This is a genomic window from Bacillus sp. 3255 (genome assembly GCF_031456485.1).
GTDB lineage: Bacteria > Bacillota > Bacilli > Paenibacillales > NBRC-103111 > Paenibacillus_E.
The window spans coordinates 112,155-135,299 of record NZ_JAVDUS010000009.1; the positions used below are offsets into that span (position 1 = coordinate 112,155).

A 23,145-nucleotide genomic window follows, 5' to 3' on the forward strand; every position below is an offset into this window, starting at 1 on the left:
TAATTTAGTTTCATCGGATTAAATTGTTGCCATATGAACGTAAAGGTTCAAGCTTTAATATGGAGTTAAGAGAGAAATCATCCATCGCGGATGGTCGCTCTAGGATGCATATACATACAGGAGGTCAAACAATATGAACAAATGGATGAGCCGGACGTTATCGGGAGCTTTGCTAGTAACATTGGCTGCAGGCTGCAGCCATGCGGATCAAGGCGCGAGCGGGGCGGCCGGCGGGACTGCGGGCAGCACATCGAAGCCCACGCTGACGGTTTGGATGAAGAAGCAGCTCTTCGAAGATCAGAACAATTTGGTTACCGAACGCGCCAAGCAGTTCGGTGCGGAGAACAATGTGAATGTGAACATCGAAGTCATCGCCTACGAGGATTTCTATCCGAAGTGGAGCGCTGCGATTGAATCGAAGACGGTACCGGACGTGTCGTTCTTCGGTTATCAGGAGGTCGGACAGTTCTACGGCAAGAACGTGCTGGAAGACCTGAGCGACCTGGTGAAGAAAGTGGAAAGCGCGAACGGTGAAATTCAGCCGAGCTTGAAGAAAGCCATTACCTTCCAGGGCAAGCAGTACGCGATTCCGTTCTGGACAGAGTCACAAGTGCTTTACTACCGCAAGGACATGCTGAAGAACGCCGGCTTTGATGCACCGCCGAAAACGTGGGAAGAGTTCCGCACGATGGCCAAGAAATTGACGGATCCCGGCAAAGGGGTATACGGTGCGGGCATCGGCTACGGCAAAGGCAACTCCGATGCGGAATTCCTGACACGCGGCATCATCTGGTCCTACGGGGGATCGCTCGATACGCAGGACGGCAAAACGGTCATTGCGAACTCGCCGGAGACGGTTGCGGCAGCGAAATACATTCGCGATATCTTCCTGACCGACAAAAGTACGCCTCCGAGCGCGCTGGGCTGGGATGACAGCGGGAATAACAAGGCGTACCTGAGCGGTCAGGCAGCCATGATTTTCAACACGGGCAGCGTGCTTGCAACGATCAAGAAGGACAACCCGGAGCTCTATGAGAAAACCGGTATCGCGCCTTTCCCGGCGGGGCCGAAGGGCACGTATATTCCAGGCATCAGCAACAACCTGGGGATTTTCAAAGATTCCAAGAACAAAGATCTGGCGAAGAAATTCATCGAGTATATGGTAGCGACAGACTGGTATAAGACCTGGGTCGAGAAGGGCGCCCCGCTGACGGGACCGATCTACGGCAAGCTGGCAAGCGAGAAAGTATGGCAGGATGAGAAGTTCCAAGCGTTTACGGAGTCCGTCAAAGGCTTCAACTTCCTGGGCTTCCCGGGTGAATATAATCCGAAGGCCGGCGAGGTGTTCAACCTTCGCATCGTCAACGACACCTTCCAGAAGCTGCTGCTCGAGCCGAATTACACGCCTGAATCCGCTGTGAAAGACTTGAGCGGGAAAATCGATGAGGTGTACAAAAAGTAGTTGGAATAAAGGCTATGGGCGTGCTGCTGTACAAACGCACGCCATAGCCCCACCAAACTCATTAAGGCGGGATGACTTTGAAAACGAATATGAATAACAGACTTGCTTATATCCTCATGAGTCCCGTGCTGATTTACCTGCTTGCCATTATGGTGCTTCCTTTCGGATGGGCCTTGTACCTAAGCTTTACGAATAAAGTGGTCGGTGCGCCGGCTGTATTTTCCGGTTTAAAGAACTACATCGAGCTGGTGCAGGACTCCTTATTCTGGAAAACGGTTTGGAATACGCTGCTGTTCACGGCAGTGGCCGTCATTGGCAAGACGGTTTTCGGTATGGTGATGGCGCTTGTTCTGAATGAGAAAATTGTGTTTCGCAACGTGTTCCGGGTGCTTCTCTTCCTGCCTTGGACGATTCCGACGATCGTCTCCGTCTTTACTTGGCAATGGATTTACTCCGATGTTGGCGGCGTGCTGAACTTCCTGCTGCTCAAGACGCATCTGGCGAGTCAGCCTATCGGTTGGTTGGCGACTCCGAACTTGGCCATGTTTTCCGTGATTCTGGTGAATGTATGGCGCGGAATTCCGTTCATGGGGGTTGCCATTCTGGCCGGTCTGCAGACGCTGCCCAAAGAGATGTATGAGGCTGCGATGTTGGATGGTGCAGGTGCAGTTAAGCGCTTCATTCACATGACGCTTCCGTCGGTGAAGGAAGTAACCGTGTTGGCGGCTGTGATGACCACGATCTGGACGCTGAACGATTTCGAGATTATTTGGCTGCTTACCCGTGGCGGTCCGTCCAACGGGACTCAGGTGCTCTCGACACTCAGTTATACGACCGGTTTCTTAAATTTGAGTTTGGGTAAAGCGATTGCCATCGCAGTCCTGACGATGCCTCCGTTGATCCTGCTGATCAACTTCGTCACGAAGCGTTCGCTTTCGTCCAATGAATAGGCGGTGCGGTATGGAAAAAAATTCATTAGGCAAACAGATCACCGTATACGTCGCTCTGGCCGTGTTACTCGTATTTGCGCTTTTCCCGCTGTACTGGATGTTGAATACATCCTTCAAATCCAACGGCGAGATTTATAATATGACGCCTACCTTTTGGCCGAAGCAATTCTCGGTAACAGCTTACGCCAAGCTTATTACGGAAAAAAACTTCCTCGTTAACATAAAAAACAGCTTGATCGTGTCCGTAGCCGTCGCGTTCGTCTCGATTATCGTCAGCATGCTTGCCGCTTATGCGATCTCGAAGCTGCGCTTTATCGGCCGCAGTCTGATTTCCCGAGGCATTCTGTATGCGTATTTGATGCCGCGTGCGGTCTTGTTCATTCCGCTGTATATGCTGGTATCTTCCATCGGATTAAACAATTCGATCTATGGTCTGATGCTCATCTATCCGACGATTACGATTCCGTATGCGACCTGGATGCTGATATCCTATTTCAAGTCCATTCCAGTTGAAATCGAAGAGGCGGCCATGATCGACGGCTGCTCCAGGGCGCGTACGATGCTGAACATCATCTTCCCGCTGGCGGCGCCGGGGATTGCGGCCACGTTCATTTTCGCCTTCACCCTGTGCTGGAGCGAATATTTATACGCCTTGGTTGTGGTGACCAAAGGAACGGACAAAACGATTACGCTCGGTCTCTCCGATATGATCGTCGGCGACGTCTTCGCTTGGGGACCGCTGATGGGGGGCTCCATTATCGCGTCGATTCCAGTCATCATTATGTATCTCTTTACATCAAAATATATGGTCAGCGGTATGACAGTAGGAGGAGTTAAGTAATGGCAGCAATGCGAAAAGTGCTAGTTACGGCAACGAATTATTCCGTCTTGTGTGCGGAAGCGAAACAGATGCTGGAGGAAGCCGGCTGCGAAATTATTGAAAACCAGGTCGGCCGTCCGCATACGTTCGAGGAGCTTGTGCCTCTCGTAGGCGATATCGACGGCGTGGTCGCAGGAGTCGATACATGGGACGAAGCCGTATTCAAGCTGGCCCCCAAGTTGAAAGGGATCGCACGATTCGGCGTAGGGGTAGACAATATCGATTTGGCCCAAGCCAAGGCATACGGCGTCAAGGTAACCAACGTGCCGGCCGGCAATGCGAACGCCGTGGCCGAGCTGGCGGTCGGATTCATTCTGTCCGCGATGCGGAATATCTCCGCACTGCAGCAATCCGCACGGCGCGGTTATTGGGACCGCAGAGTCGGAGAGGAGATGGCGGGGAAAACCATCGGTCTGCTCGGCTTCGGCAACATCGCCCAGATGGTGGCCAAGAAGTTGCAAGGCTTCGACGTGAAGCTGATCGCCTTCGACAAGTTCCCGAATGCTGCGAAAGCGGCGGAGCTGCAGGTTGAGATGGTCAGCTCGGATGACGTGCTCAGCCGGAGCGATGTGGTCAGCATGCATCTCCCGAGCTTGAAGGAAACGTACCATATGATGAACGACGAGGCATTCGCCAAGATGAAGCCTGGTGCGATCTTCGTCAATACGGCGAGAGGAGCTCTGGTGGACGAAAAGGCGCTGTATCGTGCGCTGAAAGAAAACAAGATCGCGGGCGCAGCCATCGATGTCTACGAGCAAGAGCCCGTTTCGGCGGATAATCCGCTCTTCGAGCTGGATAACCTGATTGCTACGCCGCATACCGCTGCCGAGACCGTAGAGACGTATCGCAGAGTCAGTCTGGTGACGGCCAAGGCGCTGATCGATATCTTCGCAGGCCGGGAGCCGGATAACGGGCTTACGTAAAGGGGATGGCGTCAGTCATGCAGATCAACCTTGGCCGTGTTAACCTGGCCGGATTGGCACCGAAGCGGCTGCCACGCATGCTGCCGGTCAGGCAGGCGTTCACATCCAAGAGGATCGACCCGGCCGACCTGCCGAAGACGATAGCCGAGCAATTCCGCAGAGAGGGCATCGGCGATACGATTAAGCCGGGGATGCGAATTGCCATCGGCGTCGGCAGCAGGGGCATCGGCAATCTGGCAGCGATTGTCCGTGCCGTTGTATCCGAGCTGCGCAGTCGCGGAGCCGATCCCTTCATCGTGCCGGCCATGGGGAGCCATGGCGGCGGCACGGCGGAAGGACAGCGCGATGTGCTGGCGGGCTACGGAATCACAGAAGATCATGTCGGGGCGCGGATCGCAGCTTCTATGGATACTGTCCATGTGGGAACTGTGCAGGACGAGGTCGAGGTTCATTTCGACAAGACCGCTTATGAGCAGGCGGACGGTATCGTGGTTGTGGCTCGAATCAAGCCGCATACGGACTTCAAGGCGCCGATCGAAAGCGGCATCACCAAGATGCTGACCATCGGCCTTGGGAAGCACAAAGGTGCAGCCTACTTGCATCAGTTCGGCTTTCAGCGCTTCGGAACGCTGCTGCCGGCGGCAGCGTCGCTCCTTCTTGAACGTACGCCGTTTCTGTTCGGCATCGGCATTGTCGAAGACGCCTATCATGATACGGCGTTGGTGGAGTGCGTGGCGAAGGCTGAGCTCCCGCATCGCGAGCAGGAACTGTTGATCGAAGCGAAACGGCTGATGCCCCGGTTATGGATGACGGATATCGATGTGCTGGTCGTGGACCAAATCGGCAAAAACATCAGCGGGAGCGGGATGGATCCGAATATCACCGGGCGCTCCGGGGCCGGGGGAATATTCGGTGACGGCCCCCGTATTCATAAAATCGCTGTGCTCGGACTAACGCTTGAAACGAAGGGGAACGCGGTCGGGATCGGCCTCGCCGATTTTACGACCAGACGGACGGTTGAACAGATCGATTTTGCGGCTATGTATACGAACGTGATTACGTCCCTTGGAACGGAGGGAGGGCGGCTGCCGATCATCATGGAGAGCGATGAAGCGGCAATTGCCGCCGCCGTCTTCAGTTCAGGAGCAAGGGATCATGCGCAGGTCAAGATCGTGAGAATCCGGGATACGCTTTCCCTGCATGAAATATACGTATCGGAAGGCTTCTGCCCAGAGGTGGAGGCCCATCCGCTGATGCAGCCGACCGGCTCGCTCCAGGACTGGCCTTTCAATGGGGCGGGAGATGTCGTAACGGAATGAGACAGGCAATAGGAGGAGAAACAAGGTGAGAATGAATATTGCGGACGGCATTTGGCCGACAATGATTACGCCCTTTACGGAAAAGAACGAAATCGATTATGAAGCCTTGGAACGGTTGATAGAGTGGTATATCGAACAAGGGGTTCATGGACTTTTTGCAGTTTGCCAGTCCAGTGAAATGTTTCTCTTAACCTTGGAGGAACGGGTTGAACTGGCGGCATTCGTCAAAGCGAAAGCGGCAGGCCGCGTTCCGGTCATTGCCTCAGGGCATATTTCCGATACCTTCGAAGACCAGGTGAACGAAATTAATCGTATGGTTTATACAGGAATTGATGCCATGGTGTTAATTACGAACCGTTTGGCAGGCGAGCATGAGTCCGATGAAGTGTTATGGAGCAATTTGGAGAGGCTGATGGCAGCCATTCCAACGGATGTACCGCTCGGTTTCTACGAATGCCCCTACCCGTACAAGCGTCTGATCTCTCCGGAGATCCTGCGGAGATGCTCGGCAACGGAACGATTCCTGTTTCTTAAAGATACCAGCTGCGATGTCAGCCAGATCCAAGCCAAGCTGGCAGCCATTCAGGGCACAGGGTTGAAAATCTACAATGCAAATTCAGCAACGTTATATGAAACGCTGAAACTGGGGGTCTCCGGATACAGCGGGGTGATGGCCAATTTCCATCCGGACCTGTATGTGCGGCTTATGAACAAGGCTTTCGCTGCGGGCGAACAGGCTGCCGAGCTTGCTGACTTCCTCAGTCTGTCATCCTTGATCGAGAAGCAGCTGTACCCGGTGAATGCCAAGTACTATCTGATGCTCGAAGGCGTACTCCGTAACGAGTACTGCCGATCTAAAAATCATGCCGAGTTTACGCCGACGAACCGGCTTGAGGTGGCACAATTGCACCGCATGTCCAAGCGGTACCGGGATTAATCCAATTGGAAAAAGGAGGGATGCGAATTGGACCCTACCGTCATCTTCTTGATTGGAGCCGCCGGAACCGGGAAATCTACGATCGGTAAACGGATTGCATCCGAGCTTCAATGCTGCTACCTGGATAAAGATACCGTTTGTAATAAATTTACCGGGCTATTGCTGGAAACGCAGGGCTATTCACCCTATGAGCGTGATAACTGCGCCTTTTACCGTGAAGTGGTGATGGATATTGAATACCAAGCTTTGCTTGACATTGCCGACGATAACCTCAAGCTCGGCAGATCGGTCGTCCTGGATGCGCCGTTCTTGGGCTACTTTTCGAACAAAGATTATGTGAAGGAGCTAAGCCGGCAATATGATTGGCACCATATCAAACGATTGGCTCTGCAAGTCCGTATAGATATACCGGTGTTAAAAGAAAGGCTGCAGGCCCGCGGGCTGGAAAGGGATCAGTGGAAGCTGGCCAATTGGGAAGCCTTCGTTCAAAGCATTCAGGAGAAAGAATGTCTTTGGGAAGATATTGAAATGAAACGGGTGGACAACAGTTCGATTCCGATAGACAGAGCAGGACTTATGCGCGTATTAGGATGTCACGAACAGGAGGAATCGGTATGTGGAGGAAATTAGGAAATTTGAACAAGATTGCGGAAACCGGCATCGTGCTTATTATCCGATCGGATAGCGAGCAGGAAGCGCTTGCTGTCGCGGAAGCAGCGATCGAGGGCGGCATCAAGGTGCTGGAAATTACGATGAGCGTGCCGAACGCTCTGGAAGTGATTCGCACATTGGCCAAGAAATATAACCATGGCGATATTGTGATCGGCGCAGGTACGATTCTGGATGGTGAAACCGCCAGGAATGCGATTCTGGCCGGTGCCGAACTTCTGGTAAGTCCGCAGCTTCATCCGGATATGATTACAATGGCGAACCGTTATCAGGCGATTACGATCAGCGGTGCTTTTACGCCCAAAGAGGTTGTGGAAAGTCTGGAAGCGGGTGCAGACATTGTGAAGCTGTTCCCGGCTGAAGCAGTGGGACCGCAGTATGTTAAAGCGATTAAAGCGCCATTATCGCAGGCGCCGATCGCGCCGACCGGCGGCGTGACGCCGCAGAACGTGCATGAATGGCTGCAGGCAGGCTGTGTGGCCGTCGGTGTGGGAAGCTACATTACGAAGGCGGCACAGAAAGACGGCGATTACGGGAAAGTCACCGCTGCGGCAAAAGAGTTCCTTCAAGCCGTTTCACTCGCCAAACAGGCATGAGATTGTTATAAAGGGTTGTCCTGCAAGTCGTGCATCGTGACGGCGGGAGAACCCTTTTGTTATGCAGCACATTTCGGTGCTGAATTGCTTGTACGTACCTTTTTGCTGATAAGGTTTCAGACTAACGCCAAGAAGTCCAACTCCAAGAAAATGTATCTAAATAATTTTCAAAAAATCCTGGGTTCAAGTATAGTCAAACATGTACGTACAAGTTATAATACTTTTGTAGGTAATTGAATTGAGCACGGTTACATGGACACAATGGCCTTTCTCTCGTCCAAATGGGGGGAGGGCCGTTATTTATGTGAAAAGATACGGAGGAGTATATGATGAGTGTTGAGATTAGGAATGCAATTCAGAATGGACGAACTTCGTTAGGTATCGAGTTTGGGTCTACGCGAATCAAGGCCGTGCTGATCGGGGAAGACTACACGCCAATTGCCTCAGGCAGTTACGATTGGGAGAACAGCTATGTCAACCAGATTTGGACATACGGGCTGGAAGATGTTTGGAAGGGCTTGCAGCATTGTTACCGGTCCATGGCGGATGAAGTAAAGGGCAAGTACGGAGTTCCTTTGCAGACCATCGGTGCCATAGGATTCAGCGGTATGATGCACGGGTATATGGTATTTGACGAAAAGGGAGAGCTGCTGGTACCTTTCCGTACGTGGAGAAACAATATAACGGAGCAAGCGTCGCACGTTCTGACCGAATTGTTTCAATACCACATTCCCCAGCGCTGGAGCATTGCGCATCTATACCAAGCTATTCTTAATCAGGAAGCGCATATTCACGATATCGATTTCCAGACTACATTAGCCGGCTACATTCATTGGAAACTAACCGGCCGGAAAGTATTGGGCATAGGCGAAGCTTCGGGCGTATTTCCGATTGACTTAGCATCCAAGACTTACAATGCCGGCATGATTGCCAAATTTAACGAATCGACTGCGGCACATAAGCTGCCGTGGAAACTGGAGAACATTTTGCCTGAAGTCTTAGTCGCGGGCGAACATGGCGGTGTATTAACGGAAGAAGGAGCACGGCTCTTAGATGTCAGCGGGGAATTAAAGGCCGGTATTCCGATCTGTCCGCCTGAGGGAGATGCAGGGACCGGTATGGTTGCAACGAATAGTATCGCTGAACGTACGGGGAATGTTTCGGCCGGTACTTCCGTTTTTGCTATGGTCGTACTCGAGAAGGAACTCTCTCAAGTGTACTCGGAGATTGACCTTGTGACGACACCGACGGGTAGCTTGGTCGCTATGGCTCATTCCAATAATTGCACGTCCGATCTCAATGCTTGGGTCGGTTTATTCGAAGAATTCGCCGTGGCCTTGGGACAACGTGTAGACAAAAATCAATTATACGGCACCCTGTATAACTTAGCCCTGCAAGGAGACCCGGACGGCGGCGGCTTGTTGGCTTACGGTTATCTTTCAGGCGAGCACATCACCCATTTCGAAGAGGGACGTCCGTTATTCGTGCGTTCATCAGATAGCAAATTTAACTTGGCGAATTTCATTCGAACCCACTTGTTCACCTCGTTGGGAGCACTGAAAATTGGCATGGACATCCTGTTACAGCAAGAGCATGCCAAGCTGGAGAAAATTCTGGGTCATGGCGGTTTCTTCAAGACGGAAGGCGTCGGCCAGAAGATCATGGCGGCTGCTCTGAATGTTCCTGTCTCGGTCATGGAATCGGCGGGTGAAGGGGGAGCATGGGGCATCGCGCTGCTCGCTTCTTACATGAGTTCCAAAGAGGATGGCGAGTCGTTAGATGACTTCTTGAGTACCAAAATATTCGCAGAGAAAACAGGCAGGACCGTATTGCCGGAGCAAACGGATGTTGCAGGTTTCGAAGTCTTCATGGAAAGGTACAAAAAAGGGCTGGTCATCGAGAAGGCTGCCGTCGACAATTTGTAAGGCTAGGAGGATTTTCATTGACAGCACGTAATTGCACATATGCAGGTTATCTTTTGACGCATTTCATCGGGGAACATCCGGACGGTGAGCAGATCTATTTCTCCTACAGTGAAGACGGTCTGCATTGGAAAGATCTGAACGCAGGTTTACCTGTGCTGCGCTCCGAACTAGGGGAGAAGGGCGTGAGGGATCCTTTTCTGGTACGCTCGCCCAAGGAGGATAAGTTTTATCTGATCGCTACGGATCTTCGAATTGCCAACGGGAAGGGCTGGCAGGCCGCGTCGGCTGCCGGCAGCCGAGACATCATCGTATGGGAATCGGCCGACCTGGTCCGTTGGTCTGCGCCATGGGCGGTCACGATCGGCGTTCCGGGGGCCGGCTGCGTCTGGGCGCCGGAAGCGATCTATGACGAGGACTCCGACGATTTCCTGGTGTTCTGGGCCTCCGCAACGCAGGAGCCGCAGGATCAAGAACGGAAACAAAGGATCTATAGCGCCCGTACCCGGGATTTCCGCAGCTTCACAGCCGCTGCGACGTACATTGAGCGGGAGAACCACATCATCGACACGACGATGATTGCCCATAACGGTACTTACTTCCGGTATTCGAAGGATGAAACGACGAAGAATATCCGGGTCGAGCAAGGCGCGTCGCTTGCCAAAGATGCCTTTAGCCATGTGAGCGCTCCGGCTTTGGAAGCATTGTTCGGTGTGGAAGGACCGCAAATGTTCAAGTTCAACGACCGCGAGGAGTGGTGCCTGATCGTGGATCGCTTCGCCGAAGGGAAGGGATACCTGCCGCTGGTGACCTCCGACCTGGCAAGCGGTGAATTCCGCGTTCTGCAGGAGGGCGAGTTTGACCTGGGTCGAACCAAGAAACGCCACGGCGGGGTTCTCCCGATTACCGCTGATGAATGCAGCCGCCTGCTGGCGGCGTTTGGCGACGGCCATCAAGTATTGCCCGGGCAATATGCCGATCCCGATATTGCGAAGTTCGGGGACCGCTATTATCTATATCCCACAACGGATGGCTTCAAGAACTGGTCGGGCACGCAATTTCACGTGTTTTCTTCGGCGGATATGCGGATCTGGAAAGACGAAGGCGTGATATTGGACCTAGCGACGGAAGACGTGCCTTGGGCAACCGGCAGCGCATGGGCTCCGGCCATTGCCAGCAAAGCCGGGAAATACTACTTTTATTTCTGCGGCAAGATGGCCAGCGGCGAAAGCGCCATAGGCGTTGCGGTTGCCGAATCGCCGGCAGGTCCGTTCCGCGCACAGCCGAAGCCGCTGATTACATTGGAACAAATGAAGCGTCTGGGCATATCCATGGTACAAACCATTGACCCCTCCGTGTATATGGAGGAGGACGGCAAGGCCTACTTGCTGTTCGGCAACTCACACGGTGCGATCGTACAGCTCAGCGAAGATATGGTGAACGTCGTGGAAGACACAATGAACAATATCGCCGGCCTGTACGACTTCCGGGAGGCGGTCACTGTGCTCAAGCGCGGCGGCTTGTACCACTTCACGTGGTCTTGCGACGACACCGGAAGCGAAGATTACCATGTGAACTACGGCACGGCGGAGCAGCTGTATGGTCCGGTAACCTATCGGTATCCGATTCTTACCAAAAATAAGGAAAAGGATATGCTCGGCACCGGTCATCATGCCATTCTTCAGGAGCCCGGTACGGATCAGTTTTGGATTGCTTATCACCGGTTCGTCACGCCGCTTACCCGGTTTCAGGAAGGCAAAGGATTCCATCGGGAAGTCTGCATCGACCGGCTCACCTTCGGTGAAGACGGATGGATGCAGCCTGTACAGTTATAAAGCAGGCAGCTAACGTAATAAAGAAAAGAAAGCGCGAGTGTTGTTGAACTCGCGCTTTCTTTTTAGCTTGGAATCGTTCACCGTAACGTTTGATGCGAGCGAAATGTCATCCGGTAGGCGGTCGGCGAGAAACCGGTCGACACCTTAAATAATCTCGATAAATAGGAGATGTCGGGTATTCCGACTGTTTCACCGATTTCGGATAACAAGAGGTTCGTCGTCACAAGCAGCAACTTGGCTTCTTCCAGTCTTTTCTTATTGATGTATTGGATCGGCGACGTACCGAACTGCCGTTTAAATACGCGGATGAAATAGTTGGGATGTAAGTGGGCTTGTTCGGCCAATTCTTCAATCGTAAGGTTTCGGTGGTAGTTGCCTTGAATATACGAAATCACTTGCTGGAGCGGTTCAGATACAAGAGAAGGCCTGAGCCCCTCCATGGATGTAACAGCGTGTTCCAAGTAATAGGAAATTAATCTCAACATGGCGGATTTAATAAGAAGCGGGCCGCTGATGGAGGCGGCTGAATCGCCATTGAGCAATTCGCCGAACAGCTGTACCGCTTCGCTGTCATTCGTCGTATCAATGAAAAGTGGAGTTTGAAGCAAATCAAAGAGGTTGCGTTCTCCGACCCGGGCCGTGAAATGGCACCAATACTTCGTGTATCTGGGGCCGCTTGTGTAAGAATAAGATTGCTTGACGCCATGCGGCATCAGGAACAATTGTCCAGGCTTCGGATGAAATTCCGAGTCTCCAATCTTGATCCAACCTTCCCCGTCACAAATCAAATAAAATTTGTTGAAGTCCGGTGTGTAATCGATCTCCCGCCAATCGCTCCATACACGATTGTATCCAATCGCTGTTACGCGGACATCCAAATTCTCCATGTACAGTCGGGTTAATTGCCGGTTGCTCACATCCTCACTCTCCATTCCATCTGCGGTAGATAGTATTATACAACAGGAAGTTAAGATTAGATATTCATTTGGCTGCATGAAGTTGCTAGGATAGAAGCGAATCCAATATGAGAATAGGAGGCAGTATGACATGAACGGGAACACAATCGCCAGCGGTCCGTTTGAGCCTACCTTCGAATCGCTCCGCCAATTCGAATGCCCGGAGTGGTTCCGTGACGCCAAGCTTGGGATCTGGTCGCACTGGGGCGCTCAGTCGGTACCGATGTATGGAGACTGGTATGCACGAAACATGTACATCGAAGGCTCCGAGCAATATCGCTATCATGTTCGCCAATATGGACATCCCTCGAAGTTTGGCTACAAAGATCTGGTACAGCTGTGGAAAGCGGAAGCGTTCGATCCGGATGCATTAATGGACTTGTATACGGCAGCTGGAGCTAAATATTTCGTGGCACAAGCGATGCATCATGATAACTTCTTTAATTATGATTCTGACATTCATCAATGGAACTCGGTCAATATGGGTCCCCGCAAAGATATTGTTGCTATGTGGAAGGAGGCGGCTGTACGGCGCGGATTGCCTTTCGGTCTGACCGAGCATCTCGGCGCGACATTCAGTTGGTTCCACTGGAACAAAGGACGGGATAAGGAGGGCCCCTATGCCGGCATTCCTTATGACGGCAGCGATCCGGCATTCGAAGATTTGTATTTGCCGAATAGCGAACACTTTACCGAGAAGCAGCAGACCGACCTTACGGAGCCTTGGTATACTTCCAATCCATGGTGGCATCGTCATTGGCTGTCCGTCATGAAGGAAATCATCGACAAGTATCAACCGGATTTGCTGTATTCAGACGGCGGGTTACCGTTCGCAGACACTTGGTTGGGGACGCAGAAAGCTTTCGTAGATGCCCCTGACTACAAGGCGGGACTTCTTGCTGTTGCCCACCTGTATAATACCAGCGCGGCCATCCATGGCGGCGTGAACCGGGCAGTCTATAACCAGAAGGACCGGCGTAAGGACGTATACACCATTGGCGTTTTGGATATCGAGAGAAGTCAGGAGCCTGAGATCAAGCCTGAGGCTTGGCAGACCGATACCTGTGTCGGTGAGTGGTTCTACAATGTGAAGACGGTGTATAAGAAGCCGGAGCACGTCATCGAAATTTTGGTCGATATCGTTTCGAAGAACGGCAATCTTCTCTTGAACATTCCGCAGCGGCCGGACGGCACCATCGACGATGAGTGTAAGCATATTCTCCGGGAGATGGCCGACTGGATTCGAATTTGCGGAGAAGGGATATATGGTACGCGGCCGTTCCGTGTGTCGGGCGAAGGCTTATCCCAGGTCGTTATCGATCACTTCACCGAGAACGCAGTGAACTGGTCGCGGGACGATTATCGGTTCACACAGAAAGGGAACATCCTGTATGCCTTCCAAATGCGGTGGCCTGAGGATCATATCGCCGTTATTCGCACTTTGACAGCCGCTGACAAAGTCAAGTCAGTCCGGCTGCTGGGTATGGGGGAGGTCCCGTTCGAGCAGCCCTATGGAGCTCTGATCGTTTCGCTCCCAGCATGCAGGCCGTCCAAGTTCGTCAACTGTTTGGCTATTGAGCTTGAGCCCTGATGGGATGTTGAGCGGCGAAGCTTGTCAGCTCCGAATAGGGCCTCGAATGGGCCACGCATGCCACGTAAACAAACAAAGTAAATAGAGGAACTGTGAAAGATAATTGGCTGCTTAGGCAGCCATTTTTTTTGTTTTATTCGATTAGGACGTATTCATCTTCTAAATTACATGTTCGCTTTAGATATTGAGCAGTGCGATTTCAGATTTTGATGATAAGTTTGGTTTTTGATGATTTATTGTGTGTAAGGGTTTACATATGATGAGTGTATTGTTTTCGCTTGCCTGCCTTGTTGCAGGAGAGCGTCATGATGATGAAGAGGTGATGGATGTTTGAAGAAGATGTCTAGAATAGGTTCGAAGCGCACGTTCAGCATGCTGCTCGCCGCCGCATTGATTCTCGCAGAACTGCCTGCGAATTTCTCCACAGCGCAAGCGATTGCCGAGCCAGCAGGAACGCCCGGCGGTGTGGAGGCTAACGTGTTGAAATTATGGTTGAAAGCGGATTCAGCCAGCATGACCGTCAATGGGAACGGCGAAGTTACAGAGTGGAAGGACAGCAGTCCGCAAGGGAATCATTTCATCAATGACGGGACGGTCGGAGTCAATAGTCCGCGGACGAAGCCGAAATATGTTGCCTCCAATCCGCTGCTGAACTTCCAGCCTACGGTGCAATTTATCCGCTCAGGCAACGGAAGTCTCTTATTGGATAAGGACGGTTTGTTCGGCCAGGATGAGCCGGTTCAACATGCGAGCGCCTACGCGGTCACCGGCGGGTTATCGGTATCGAACCAGACGTCGCAAATTTTTTATGAAAATTTACAAGGAACAGGGAGGTTCGGAGCGTATATCCCTATCTACTCTTCCAATGCTTCGCAAATTTTCTGGGATTCGGGGGCTGTTTCATCCGGCAATCCGCGGATCTCGACAGGGTATTCCGTGCCTCCGCTTCAATACAACAGCTGGGGCTTTCAATTTGAATCGCAGCCAGCTGTCACCGGTGCCGTCTATCAAGCCATTACGTTAGATGGACAAACGATCGCCCAATCAACGCAGCCGCGACTTGCTATGGCCGGGGATGGAAGCAGTCCAATGTCCCTCGGTTCGGCTGTTGGCGGGGGATCCGGGTACAACGGACAAATCGGGGAGATGATCGTATTCGGCGATGCCCTTACCGGCATGCAGCATAATCAAGTGCAGACGTATTTGGCCCTCAAGTTCGGCACGCCGTTGAAAGGGAAGGATTACGTATCGGCCGGCACGTCGCCTCAGGTTGTGTGGCCGTCAGCGGCCAACGCGGCTTATGGCCATAACGTAGCGGGAATCGTACGGGACCAGCAAGGTGCCTTGGCTCAGAGCACCGGCCGAAGCAGTGAGGGCGGGGCGACGTCGCAGGTCGTCATTAGCGCCAAACAAGCTTTGGCGGATAAGCAATACCTGCTCTGGGGAGATAACGGAAGCACCGCTGCTCCGCTGCCTTACGGGACGGACTTCAAGCAGTCGGCGCGGACGTGGAAGGTCCGGAATACCGGCGATGTCGGGACTGTGCAGGTCGCTTTCCCGCAAGAGCTGCTCCCGTTAGGCGGATTGCTGTTAACGAGCAGCAGCGAAGACTTCAGCCATGCGGTTCCGCATCCTTTGAGCCCGGTGGAGCTGCACGGAGCCGCTTATTATGCAGCGGACGCGGAGCTGGCGGACGGAACTTATTTCACCTATGCGGAGAAAATGCCGTCCATCCAGTTATCCTCCCTCGAAGTATGGGCGGACAGCCAAAAGCTGGGGATGAATACCCCATTCACGCCTGTGAAGATGGACGGGTATGAGGTGATAGTCCAGGCGGATGCCAAGCCGATCCGGTTAGAGCTGCAAGCGGACGCCGGTATTTCAACGTCCGTGACCCTGACGAATCAGGAAGGTTCGAATCAACCTGTGAGCGACGTCACCCGGGTATCTCTAGCGCCGGGTATGAACAAGCTCATGATCCGGTTGACGAGCGGTGATTCAACGAATACCTATACGCTGCAAGCCTACCAACTATCGGCTAAGGGAACGAACGGCCAAATCCGGTTGAACGGAAGCACCGTTACCGCCAGCTCCTATCAGCCGAACACGACGAATATTCCCGCCAATGTGGTGGATGGGGTCTGGGATAACGATGTACGTTGGTCGGCTTCGGGACAAGGCCAATGGCTGCAGTTCGATCTGGGACAGCCTGAGCAGGTCACCTATTTGAATATTGCTTTCCTTAACGCGATCGATCGTCAAACCCATTTTGAGATTGTCGGTTCGAATCAAGCGGATTTCCAGAATTCCGCGGTGCTGTTGCCCAAACGGAAAAGCCGAGTTCTGCAAGCCTTCGATGACATCATGCAGCCCTATGTGTTGAGCAGTCCCGCAGCCGTACGATATTTGCGTCTCGTCGGATATGGCAATACGGCAACAGGCAGCTCAGGCAACTGGAACAGTATAACGGAGGTTGAGCTGTACACAGGCACAGCCCCCGCAGTGGAGGAGCCGGCGGAGCCTGAGGGACCGCCGCAAGCCGGCGATAAACCGGTGGAGCCGCTGCCTCCCGTTCGGATCGTGAAGGTCAGCTCCGCCAATGACTTGCAGGCCGCGCTGGATCAAGCCGTGCAAGGCACAACAATCGAACTGCAGAATGGCACGTACCAACAAAACGGTCCGTTCGTGATGAAGAATAAAATGGGTACGGCCGCGCTTCCGATTCGGATTGTCGCTGCGGAGCAGGGGAAGGCGGTGATCGCCGGGGACAGCTACATGCATATCGAGAACTCCGATTATGTGGAAGTGGAGGGGCTTACGTTCCGCTCGGGCGGCGGGTCGGAGTATGGCGAGGATACGCTGCGCAGCAGAGCGGTTCCGGATGAAAGACTGACCGCCTTGAAGGGCTTGCATCCGGGTGTGGAGCTGTACGATTCCAGCAATGTCTCCATTCTGCGCAATGTGTTCGCCTTGGATGAAACAGGTCAGAGATACCGCTTTACGAAGAATGAGAACGGTGTTAACAAGCCCGTCTGGTGCGTGATTGGCGTAGAGAACAGCTGCCGCTATGGCAGCGAGTATGACCCTCATGGAGCTGTGTATACCGGAGAAACCCCACATACGCCGAACTCCACGCTGCTTACGGACGGCGGGACCGACCGGCATTATATTCAGGTAGAAGGAACCAGCAGCCATAACCGGATCGCGTACAACGATATCGGACCGAAGACCGGTTTCGGCGCCGTGATGACGTACGACGGCAAGGATGCGGTTTCACAGTACGATGTCATTGAATATAATCATTTTCATGATATCGGACCGCGGGTGAGCAACGGATTGGAGGCGATCCGTCTGGGACTATCCGGATTATCGCTAGCCCCCGGCCATGTCACGGTTCAATATAATTTGTTCGACGGATTGAACGGCGAGGACGAGATCGTTTCGGTGAAGAGCAGTGATAATACAATCCGGTACAACACCGTTCTCAATTCTTACGGAGGGATAGTTGCCAGACACGGTCATCGCAACAGCTTTTACGGCAATTTCATTATGGCCGATGGCAAGAAGCCAGGTACGAGCGGCTTCCGCATCTATGGGAATGATCACAAAATTTATAATAATTACATGGAAGGGCTTACCGACGATGCCATCCAGCTGGATGGCGGAACGGAAGACGCCGGGCCCGACGGGGGAACGAATCCGGTCATCCGCTGGGGCACCGGAGCGAACGATTTCGCGGAGCTGAGAAGCCTAACGCCGGCGAGACAGCAGGAGCTGCTGCGCGGACATTGGAGACAGTACAATGTACAGATCTTTAATAATTCCATCGTAGATTTAGGAAATAAGGCATCGGCGGTATTAATTGACAAACGCACGTTCGAGCCGACGGGAACGCAGATTTATAATAATGTGATTTACAGCAACGCCGGGACAATATTTAATGAAACGAAAGATATTACATCCGCCGGCAGGCCGGCTTATGTAGGCAACATGGCCGACGGCATCGCGGCCGTGGCTGCGAATGCGACGGTCGTAAGCGCGACGTACAAAGGCGATTTGAAGCTGGTTCGCGGCAGCGACGGACTGATCCGGCTATCGCCGCTAAGCCCTGCGGTCGATGCCGCTCAAGGTCCCTATATCGCTGCGGACGATATGGACGGTCAAAGGCGGACGCATACCGCCGACGCAGGCAGCGACGAGTACGAGCCGGCAGCCGAACCGGGACAACGGCCGCTTACGGCAGCCGATGTCGGACCTGCGGCCGGCCGGAGCATCCCGGAGACGGTGAAGCCGAGTTTGAGCAGCCTTCAGCTTAGTGCGAATCTGACCGTCTCGCCGGCCTTCCGTTCCGAGACCACCTATTATACGGTGACGGTTCCTGCCGGAGTCGGCAGCTTGAGTGTGACGCCGTCTTCCGATCGTGCGGGGTCTGCCATTCAGGTGAGCGTAGACGGCGGCGCGCTGCAATCGGTTCGCAGCGGCAGCGAGAGCGGACCGCTGGCCATCGCCGCTAGCGGCAGTGTGATTCTGATCGACGTGTCGCTGGCTTCCGGCGTGCATCAAACGTATACGATTATGGTTCAGCGTCCTCCGGCAAGCGGCTCGTCTTCATCGGATTCAGCATCCGGCTATTATCCGGCACCTACACCAGCACCAGCACCTGTGCCGAACCCGATACCTGAACCGGACGTGAAGCAGCCTTCGAAACCGCTGGAGCCTGCAGCACCGGTGCCATCGCACAATTCGTTCGCAGATGTGCCGAACCATTGGGCAGCGGAGGCTATCTCCCGCGCCGCTGCCAAAGGCATTGTCAACGGCTATTCGGACGGCAGCTTCAGGCCTGACGAGCCGATGAGCAGATTGCAATTCGCGGCCATGCTGGTCCGCGCCCTGGGCTTGAAGGCCGAACCGGCGGAGCTGGATTTCGCCGATAGGGAGGATATTCCCGCATGGGCCGAAGGCGAGCTGGGCGCAGCGCTGGAAGCGGGCATTCTCCAAGGCTACGAGGACCGGTCATTACGGCCCAATGAACTCATCAACCGGGCTGAAATGGTCACGATGCTGATCAGGGCTTATTCCCGAGCAGAGGGAAGATCCGCTGCGACCACGTTCAGCGACAATTCCCGGATTCCGGACTGGGCGCTTCCAGCCGTATCGCAGGCGGCCGCTCTGGGGCTTGTAAGCGGCCGGGCGAACGATGCTTTCGAGCCGTTCGCTGCGGCGACGAGGGCGGAAGCCGTAACGATCTTGATGCGAATGTTGGAACGTTAGCCTATCTCCTAGCATGCAGCAGGTTTGGCTTCCCGGAATACGGGGGCCGGCCTGCTGCATTTGCCGCTTAAATCTTACGCATGAAAGGAGTTCGAATAACATGCAGGGTATCCGCACAGTAAACAGGGAAAACTGGGGGAACTATCTCGATCTGGACGCGATCGTCCGGCAGGCCGATGCTTATCTGACTGCTCCTAGCGTACATATCACAGAGGCAAGAGCCGCCCAAAGTCCCGGAAGCGCACACGATTATTATTCCAATGGAGATTATTGGTGGCCGAATCCCGGTACGCCGGACGGACTGCCTTACATTCGCCGCGATGGCGAGAGCAATCCGGGCAATTTCCATGAACACCGGATCCTCCTTAGACGGATGCGGTCCCGGGTCGCCGCTCTGGCAGCGGCCTATCGCATCACGGGAGATCAGCGGTATAGCGCGAAAGCCGCGCGGCTGTTATCCGCCTTCTTCCTGGACGAACGCACGCGCATGAATCCGCATCTGCTCTATGCCCAAGCGATCCCCGGCGTATGCGACGGAAGAGGGATCGGTGTCATCGACACCCTGCACCTGATCGATGTGGCGGCAGCCGTACAGGTGCTCATGAGCTATCCGGCTTCCGAGACAGATTCCCACGTCATGCAACAGGTCGCTTCATGGTTCGCGGATTACTTGCAATGGATGAACGAGCACCCCCAAGGGGTTGAGGAGAGGAACGAACCCAACAATCACGGGATCTGCTGGTTCGTGCAGGCTGCCGCTTTCGCGCGGGTGACCGGCCATCGTGACCTGCTGGATTGGTGCCGAGAACAGTTCAAGACCCGGCTTCTGGAGGAACAGATGGACTTGAACGGCAGTTTTCCCCGGGAATTGGCCCGTACGAAGCCATACGCCTACTCGCTGTTCACTCTGGACAATCTGGTAACGCTGACGCATCTTCTCTCTACGCCGAATGAGAACTTGTGGGAATTCCAGCTTTCGGATGGACGCGGCGTACGGAGGGGAATCGACTTTCTCCTGCCCTATTTGGCAAATAAACAAGCTTGGCCCTATGGGCGTGATGTAGAATACGACGCTCACTGGCCTTGCGCCATGTCTTTCTTATTATTTGCAGGGCTCGCTTACGGCTCTGATAAGCTGTTAGCCCTCTGGCAGACGCTCGATCAGAAGCCGCAGGAAGCGGAAGTCCGGCGGAATATGGCTATCCGGCAGCCCCTGCTCTGGATATAACGGAGTCATATCGACAAGACGGTTCCTTAACTTTTCGTTATAATACAATTGAAAGCTGTTACAACATGGTGATAAGGGGTTAGTGCTAATGAAGTTTAATCGGATCCGGTTTCATAAACGCAGCGTCATGGTCACTTGGCTCACCTCCTATATTTCGGTGCTGCTCGTTCCGATTATTATCAGCGGAATTCTATATGCGGCATCTTGGCATGTCGTCGAATCGGAAGTGAATCGCGCCAACACGAACGCACTCAAACAGATGGAAATGGCGATCGATAACAGTCTAGGCGGCATTGAGCGATTGAGTCTGGAAATTTCTCTTAATAAACAAGTGAACGCTTTTATTAATACGCCGCAGCCGCTTACGGATAACGATTATTACGATTTAGTCACGATATCCAATGATTTGCGGGTTTATCAGACAGCCAACGAGTTCATTGAACAAATCTATCTTTATTATAAAAATAGCGACACGGTGATATCGACGCGCAATCGAACGGACAGCCGCACTTTATTTCAGATACTGGACGGACAGAGTCTCAAAGGTCCTGAGGCTTGGAAGACGTTCCTGGATCAGAGGTACATCCAAACCTATATGCCGGTTACGGTATCGGAAGACGACAATCCGTACAAAGCCGTACTGTTTGCGAAATCCGTTACATTGGCGAATCGGGATCAACCGGGAGCGGTGCTCCTGTTCGTCATGAAAGATTCCAAGCTGCTTGCCAATATCCCGCCGTCCGAAGCGACATCCGTTGCGGTGCTCGACAAAGAGAACCGGCTGGTCGCCTCCAGCGGGCTTGAGCAAAGCCCTGCGTTCCTCACCTATGACAATTTCTCCGGTGACAACGGTCTTTTCTACGCGGATGTGTCCGGGGAGCAGGTCGCGGTATCGTACACAACTTCGGCAAGGACCGGCTGGAAATACTTGTCCATGATTCCCGCCGAGCGCTTCGACGACAAGATGAAATATATGAAGCGGCTCGTATATGCCAGCATTGTGCTAAGCCTCTTGGTCGGCGGGGCGGTCACGTTCCTGTTCCTCCGCAAAAACTACAATCCGATTCATCTGCTCATTCGGAGCTTCTCGATGAAGGCGGGCATTTCATTCGCCGAGGGCACGAACGAGTACGGCTTTTTGCAAGAAGCGCTCAACAATACGTTCGCTGAGAAGGAAGAGGTCGACCGCCGCTTGCACCAGCACCGCGACGCCATTCGCGCGCATTTCCTGCAAGGTCTTCTGAAGGGGAATCTGGAGCAGGACATTCCCGTTCATGAATCGCTCTCGGCTCACGATATCCGGCTGGTCTCTCCGCAGGTTGCCGTCCTTCTCTTTCATATCGATCATTTCGGCAAGCTGCAGGATGATATGACGATAGATCCGCAGAAGGTGAAGCTGATGCAGTTCATTCTCATGAATGTGGTGGAAGAAGTGATCGGCAGCCATCACAGGGGGTTCACGACGGAAATTGACGATATGCAGGCATGCATTTTTAATTACGGTTGCGGGCAAGACCCGGATGAGCTGCGGCGAGTTGCCGAAGAGGTCAAATTGTTCCTGCTGGATCATTTCCATGTGCAACTGACGGTGTCCATCAGCGGCATTCACACCGATCTGTTCGGGATTGCCGAAGCCTATCAAGAAGCGCTGTCGGCGATGGCTTACCGGCTTGTGACAGGAAGCGGAGCCATCATTCGATACGACGAGCTGCCGAGTTCGGAGGCTGTCCGGCAGGCCGGCAATTATTATTATCCTTTGCACGTGGAGCAGCAATTGATTAATTTCGTCAAGACCGGCGATTATGAGAAGTCGAGTTCAATTATTGAGCAAATCATTGAAACGAACGTCTCCAATGCGGTCCTGTCCGTGCCGCTGGGCAAATGCCTGATGTTCGATCTTGCCAGCACGATGCTGAAAACCATGAATGAAATCGGATCGCAAGGCAACAGAAAGTTTTTCATGGAGCAATTTAATCCGGTCGAACGGCTGTCCGGATGCGAAACGATGAATGAGATGAAGAAGGAAATTCTCTCGATTCTCGAGCAGGTCTGCCAGTCCATCCAAGCTGACCGCAAACAGGAGAGCAGCCCGCTTGGCGAGCTTGTCAGCGCATATGTGAAAGCGAACTTTGCCGAAGAAAATCTGAACATCTCGATGATCGGAGATAAATTCGGGATGACCCCTTCCTATTTATCCAAGCAATTTAAAATGCAAACCGGCGACTCTCTGCTTGATTTCATAAGCCGGACACGGTTGGAAGAGGCTAAAAAGCTGTTAGCCGAGCAGCCCCTCTCCATTATGGAGATCGCCCGCAGAGTCGGCTATGCCGACATCAATACGTTCAACCGGACGTTTAAGAAGTTCGAAGGCATTACGCCGGGCAAATACAAAGAACTGAAATGAACCGTATGGACGGTTAGTGAAAGTCGTACAAGCTTGCTTGCGCGGCTTTTCATTTTTTGCATGACGATTGCAGATTCTGATGATTGCTTTTTACGGATTTTAAAGAGCGTTTTGCAGTTTTGACGATATTCAAAAGGGCGGTTCGCCATCCATACTAAAGGCACGGTGCTGCAACAAGGGAATTTGCACTAGATCATATGAG

The 23,145-nt window shown here is 53.1% G+C and carries 15 protein-coding genes; 14 read left to right on the plus strand and 1 reads right to left on the minus strand.

What is annotated here, in order from left to right; genetic code table 11:
* Positions 1-133: 133 nt before the first annotated feature.
* The 10 genes from J2X61_RS15385 (at position 134) to J2X61_RS15430 (ending at position 11,493) form a co-directional block, all read left to right on the plus strand.
* Positions 134-1,462: an ABC transporter substrate-binding protein gene (locus tag J2X61_RS15385; protein WP_310188871.1), complete on the plus strand. Its 1,329-nt coding sequence runs from the start codon at positions 134-136 to the stop codon at positions 1,460-1,462.
* Between the two features lie 89 nt (positions 1,463-1,551).
* Complete coding sequence (locus J2X61_RS15390; RefSeq protein WP_310188873.1) at positions 1,552-2,412, plus strand: carbohydrate ABC transporter permease; 861 nt, start codon at positions 1,552-1,554, stop codon at positions 2,410-2,412.
* A gap of 10 nt (positions 2,413-2,422) precedes the next feature.
* Positions 2,423-3,253: a carbohydrate ABC transporter permease gene (locus J2X61_RS15395; RefSeq protein ID WP_310188876.1), complete on the plus strand. Its 831-nt coding sequence runs from the start codon at positions 2,423-2,425 to the stop codon at positions 3,251-3,253.
* Positions 3,253-4,215: a phosphoglycerate dehydrogenase gene (locus tag J2X61_RS15400; RefSeq protein ID WP_310188878.1), complete on the plus strand. Its 963-nt coding sequence runs from the start codon at positions 3,253-3,255 to the stop codon at positions 4,213-4,215. The genes J2X61_RS15395 and J2X61_RS15400 overlap by 1 nt, the downstream gene beginning before the upstream one ends.
* Before the next feature lie 17 nt (positions 4,216-4,232).
* Positions 4,233-5,534: a nickel pincer cofactor-dependent isomerase, group 22 gene (locus J2X61_RS15405; RefSeq protein WP_310188881.1), complete on the plus strand. Its 1,302-nt coding sequence runs from the start codon at positions 4,233-4,235 to the stop codon at positions 5,532-5,534.
* A gap of 31 nt (positions 5,535-5,565) precedes the next feature.
* On the plus strand, positions 5,566-6,471 hold the full coding sequence (locus tag J2X61_RS15410; protein ID WP_274469258.1) for a dihydrodipicolinate synthase family protein: 906 nt from the start codon (positions 5,566-5,568) through the stop codon (positions 6,469-6,471).
* Between the two features lie 27 nt (positions 6,472-6,498).
* The gene (locus J2X61_RS15415) at positions 6,499-7,101 is read left to right on the plus strand and encodes a P-loop nucleotide/nucleoside kinase family protein (RefSeq protein WP_274467588.1); all 603 of its coding nucleotides are present in this window, start codon (positions 6,499-6,501) and stop codon (positions 7,099-7,101) included.
* Complete coding sequence (locus tag J2X61_RS15420; RefSeq protein WP_274467589.1) at positions 7,086-7,736, plus strand: bifunctional 2-keto-4-hydroxyglutarate aldolase/2-keto-3-deoxy-6-phosphogluconate aldolase; 651 nt, start codon at positions 7,086-7,088, stop codon at positions 7,734-7,736. Before J2X61_RS15415 ends, J2X61_RS15420 begins: the two co-directional genes overlap by 16 nt.
* Positions 7,737-8,065: 329 nt before the next feature.
* Positions 8,066-9,661, plus strand: a complete 1,596-nt coding sequence (locus J2X61_RS15425; protein ID WP_310188884.1) for a xylulokinase — start codon at positions 8,066-8,068, stop codon at positions 9,659-9,661.
* Positions 9,662-9,678: 17 nt separating this feature from the next.
* Entirely contained in the window at positions 9,679-11,493 is a 1,815-nt protein-coding gene (locus J2X61_RS15430) for a glycoside hydrolase family 43 protein (protein WP_310188887.1), read from the plus strand.
* A 77-nt stretch (positions 11,494-11,570) separates the two neighbouring features.
* Here the strand turns inward: J2X61_RS15430 and J2X61_RS15435 are convergent, their stop codons facing one another.
* Positions 11,571-12,410, minus strand: a complete 840-nt coding sequence (locus J2X61_RS15435; RefSeq protein WP_310188890.1) for an AraC family transcriptional regulator — start codon at positions 12,408-12,410, stop codon at positions 11,571-11,573.
* A gap of 130 nt (positions 12,411-12,540) precedes the next feature.
* Here J2X61_RS15435 and J2X61_RS15440 point away from each other — a divergent pair, with 130 nt between their 5' ends.
* The 4 genes from J2X61_RS15440 to J2X61_RS15455 all read left to right on the plus strand — a co-directional run bounded on the left by J2X61_RS15440 (position 12,541) and on the right by J2X61_RS15455 (position 22,943).
* Complete coding sequence (locus J2X61_RS15440) at positions 12,541-14,040, plus strand: alpha-L-fucosidase (protein ID WP_310188894.1); 1,500 nt, start codon at positions 12,541-12,543, stop codon at positions 14,038-14,040.
* A 339-nt stretch (positions 14,041-14,379) separates the two neighbouring features.
* A complete protein-coding gene (locus J2X61_RS15445; RefSeq protein ID WP_310188897.1) occupies positions 14,380-19,311 on the plus strand; it encodes a chondroitinase-B domain-containing protein in 4,932 nt (1,643 codons plus the stop codon).
* A 100-nt stretch (positions 19,312-19,411) separates the two neighbouring features.
* On the plus strand, positions 19,412-20,539 hold the full coding sequence (locus J2X61_RS15450; RefSeq protein WP_274467595.1) for an alginate lyase family protein: 1,128 nt from the start codon (positions 19,412-19,414) through the stop codon (positions 20,537-20,539).
* Between the two features lie 88 nt (positions 20,540-20,627).
* Entirely contained in the window at positions 20,628-22,943 is a 2,316-nt protein-coding gene (locus J2X61_RS15455) for a helix-turn-helix domain-containing protein (RefSeq protein ID WP_274467596.1), read from the plus strand.
* The last annotated feature ends 202 nt before the right edge of the window (positions 22,944-23,145 follow it).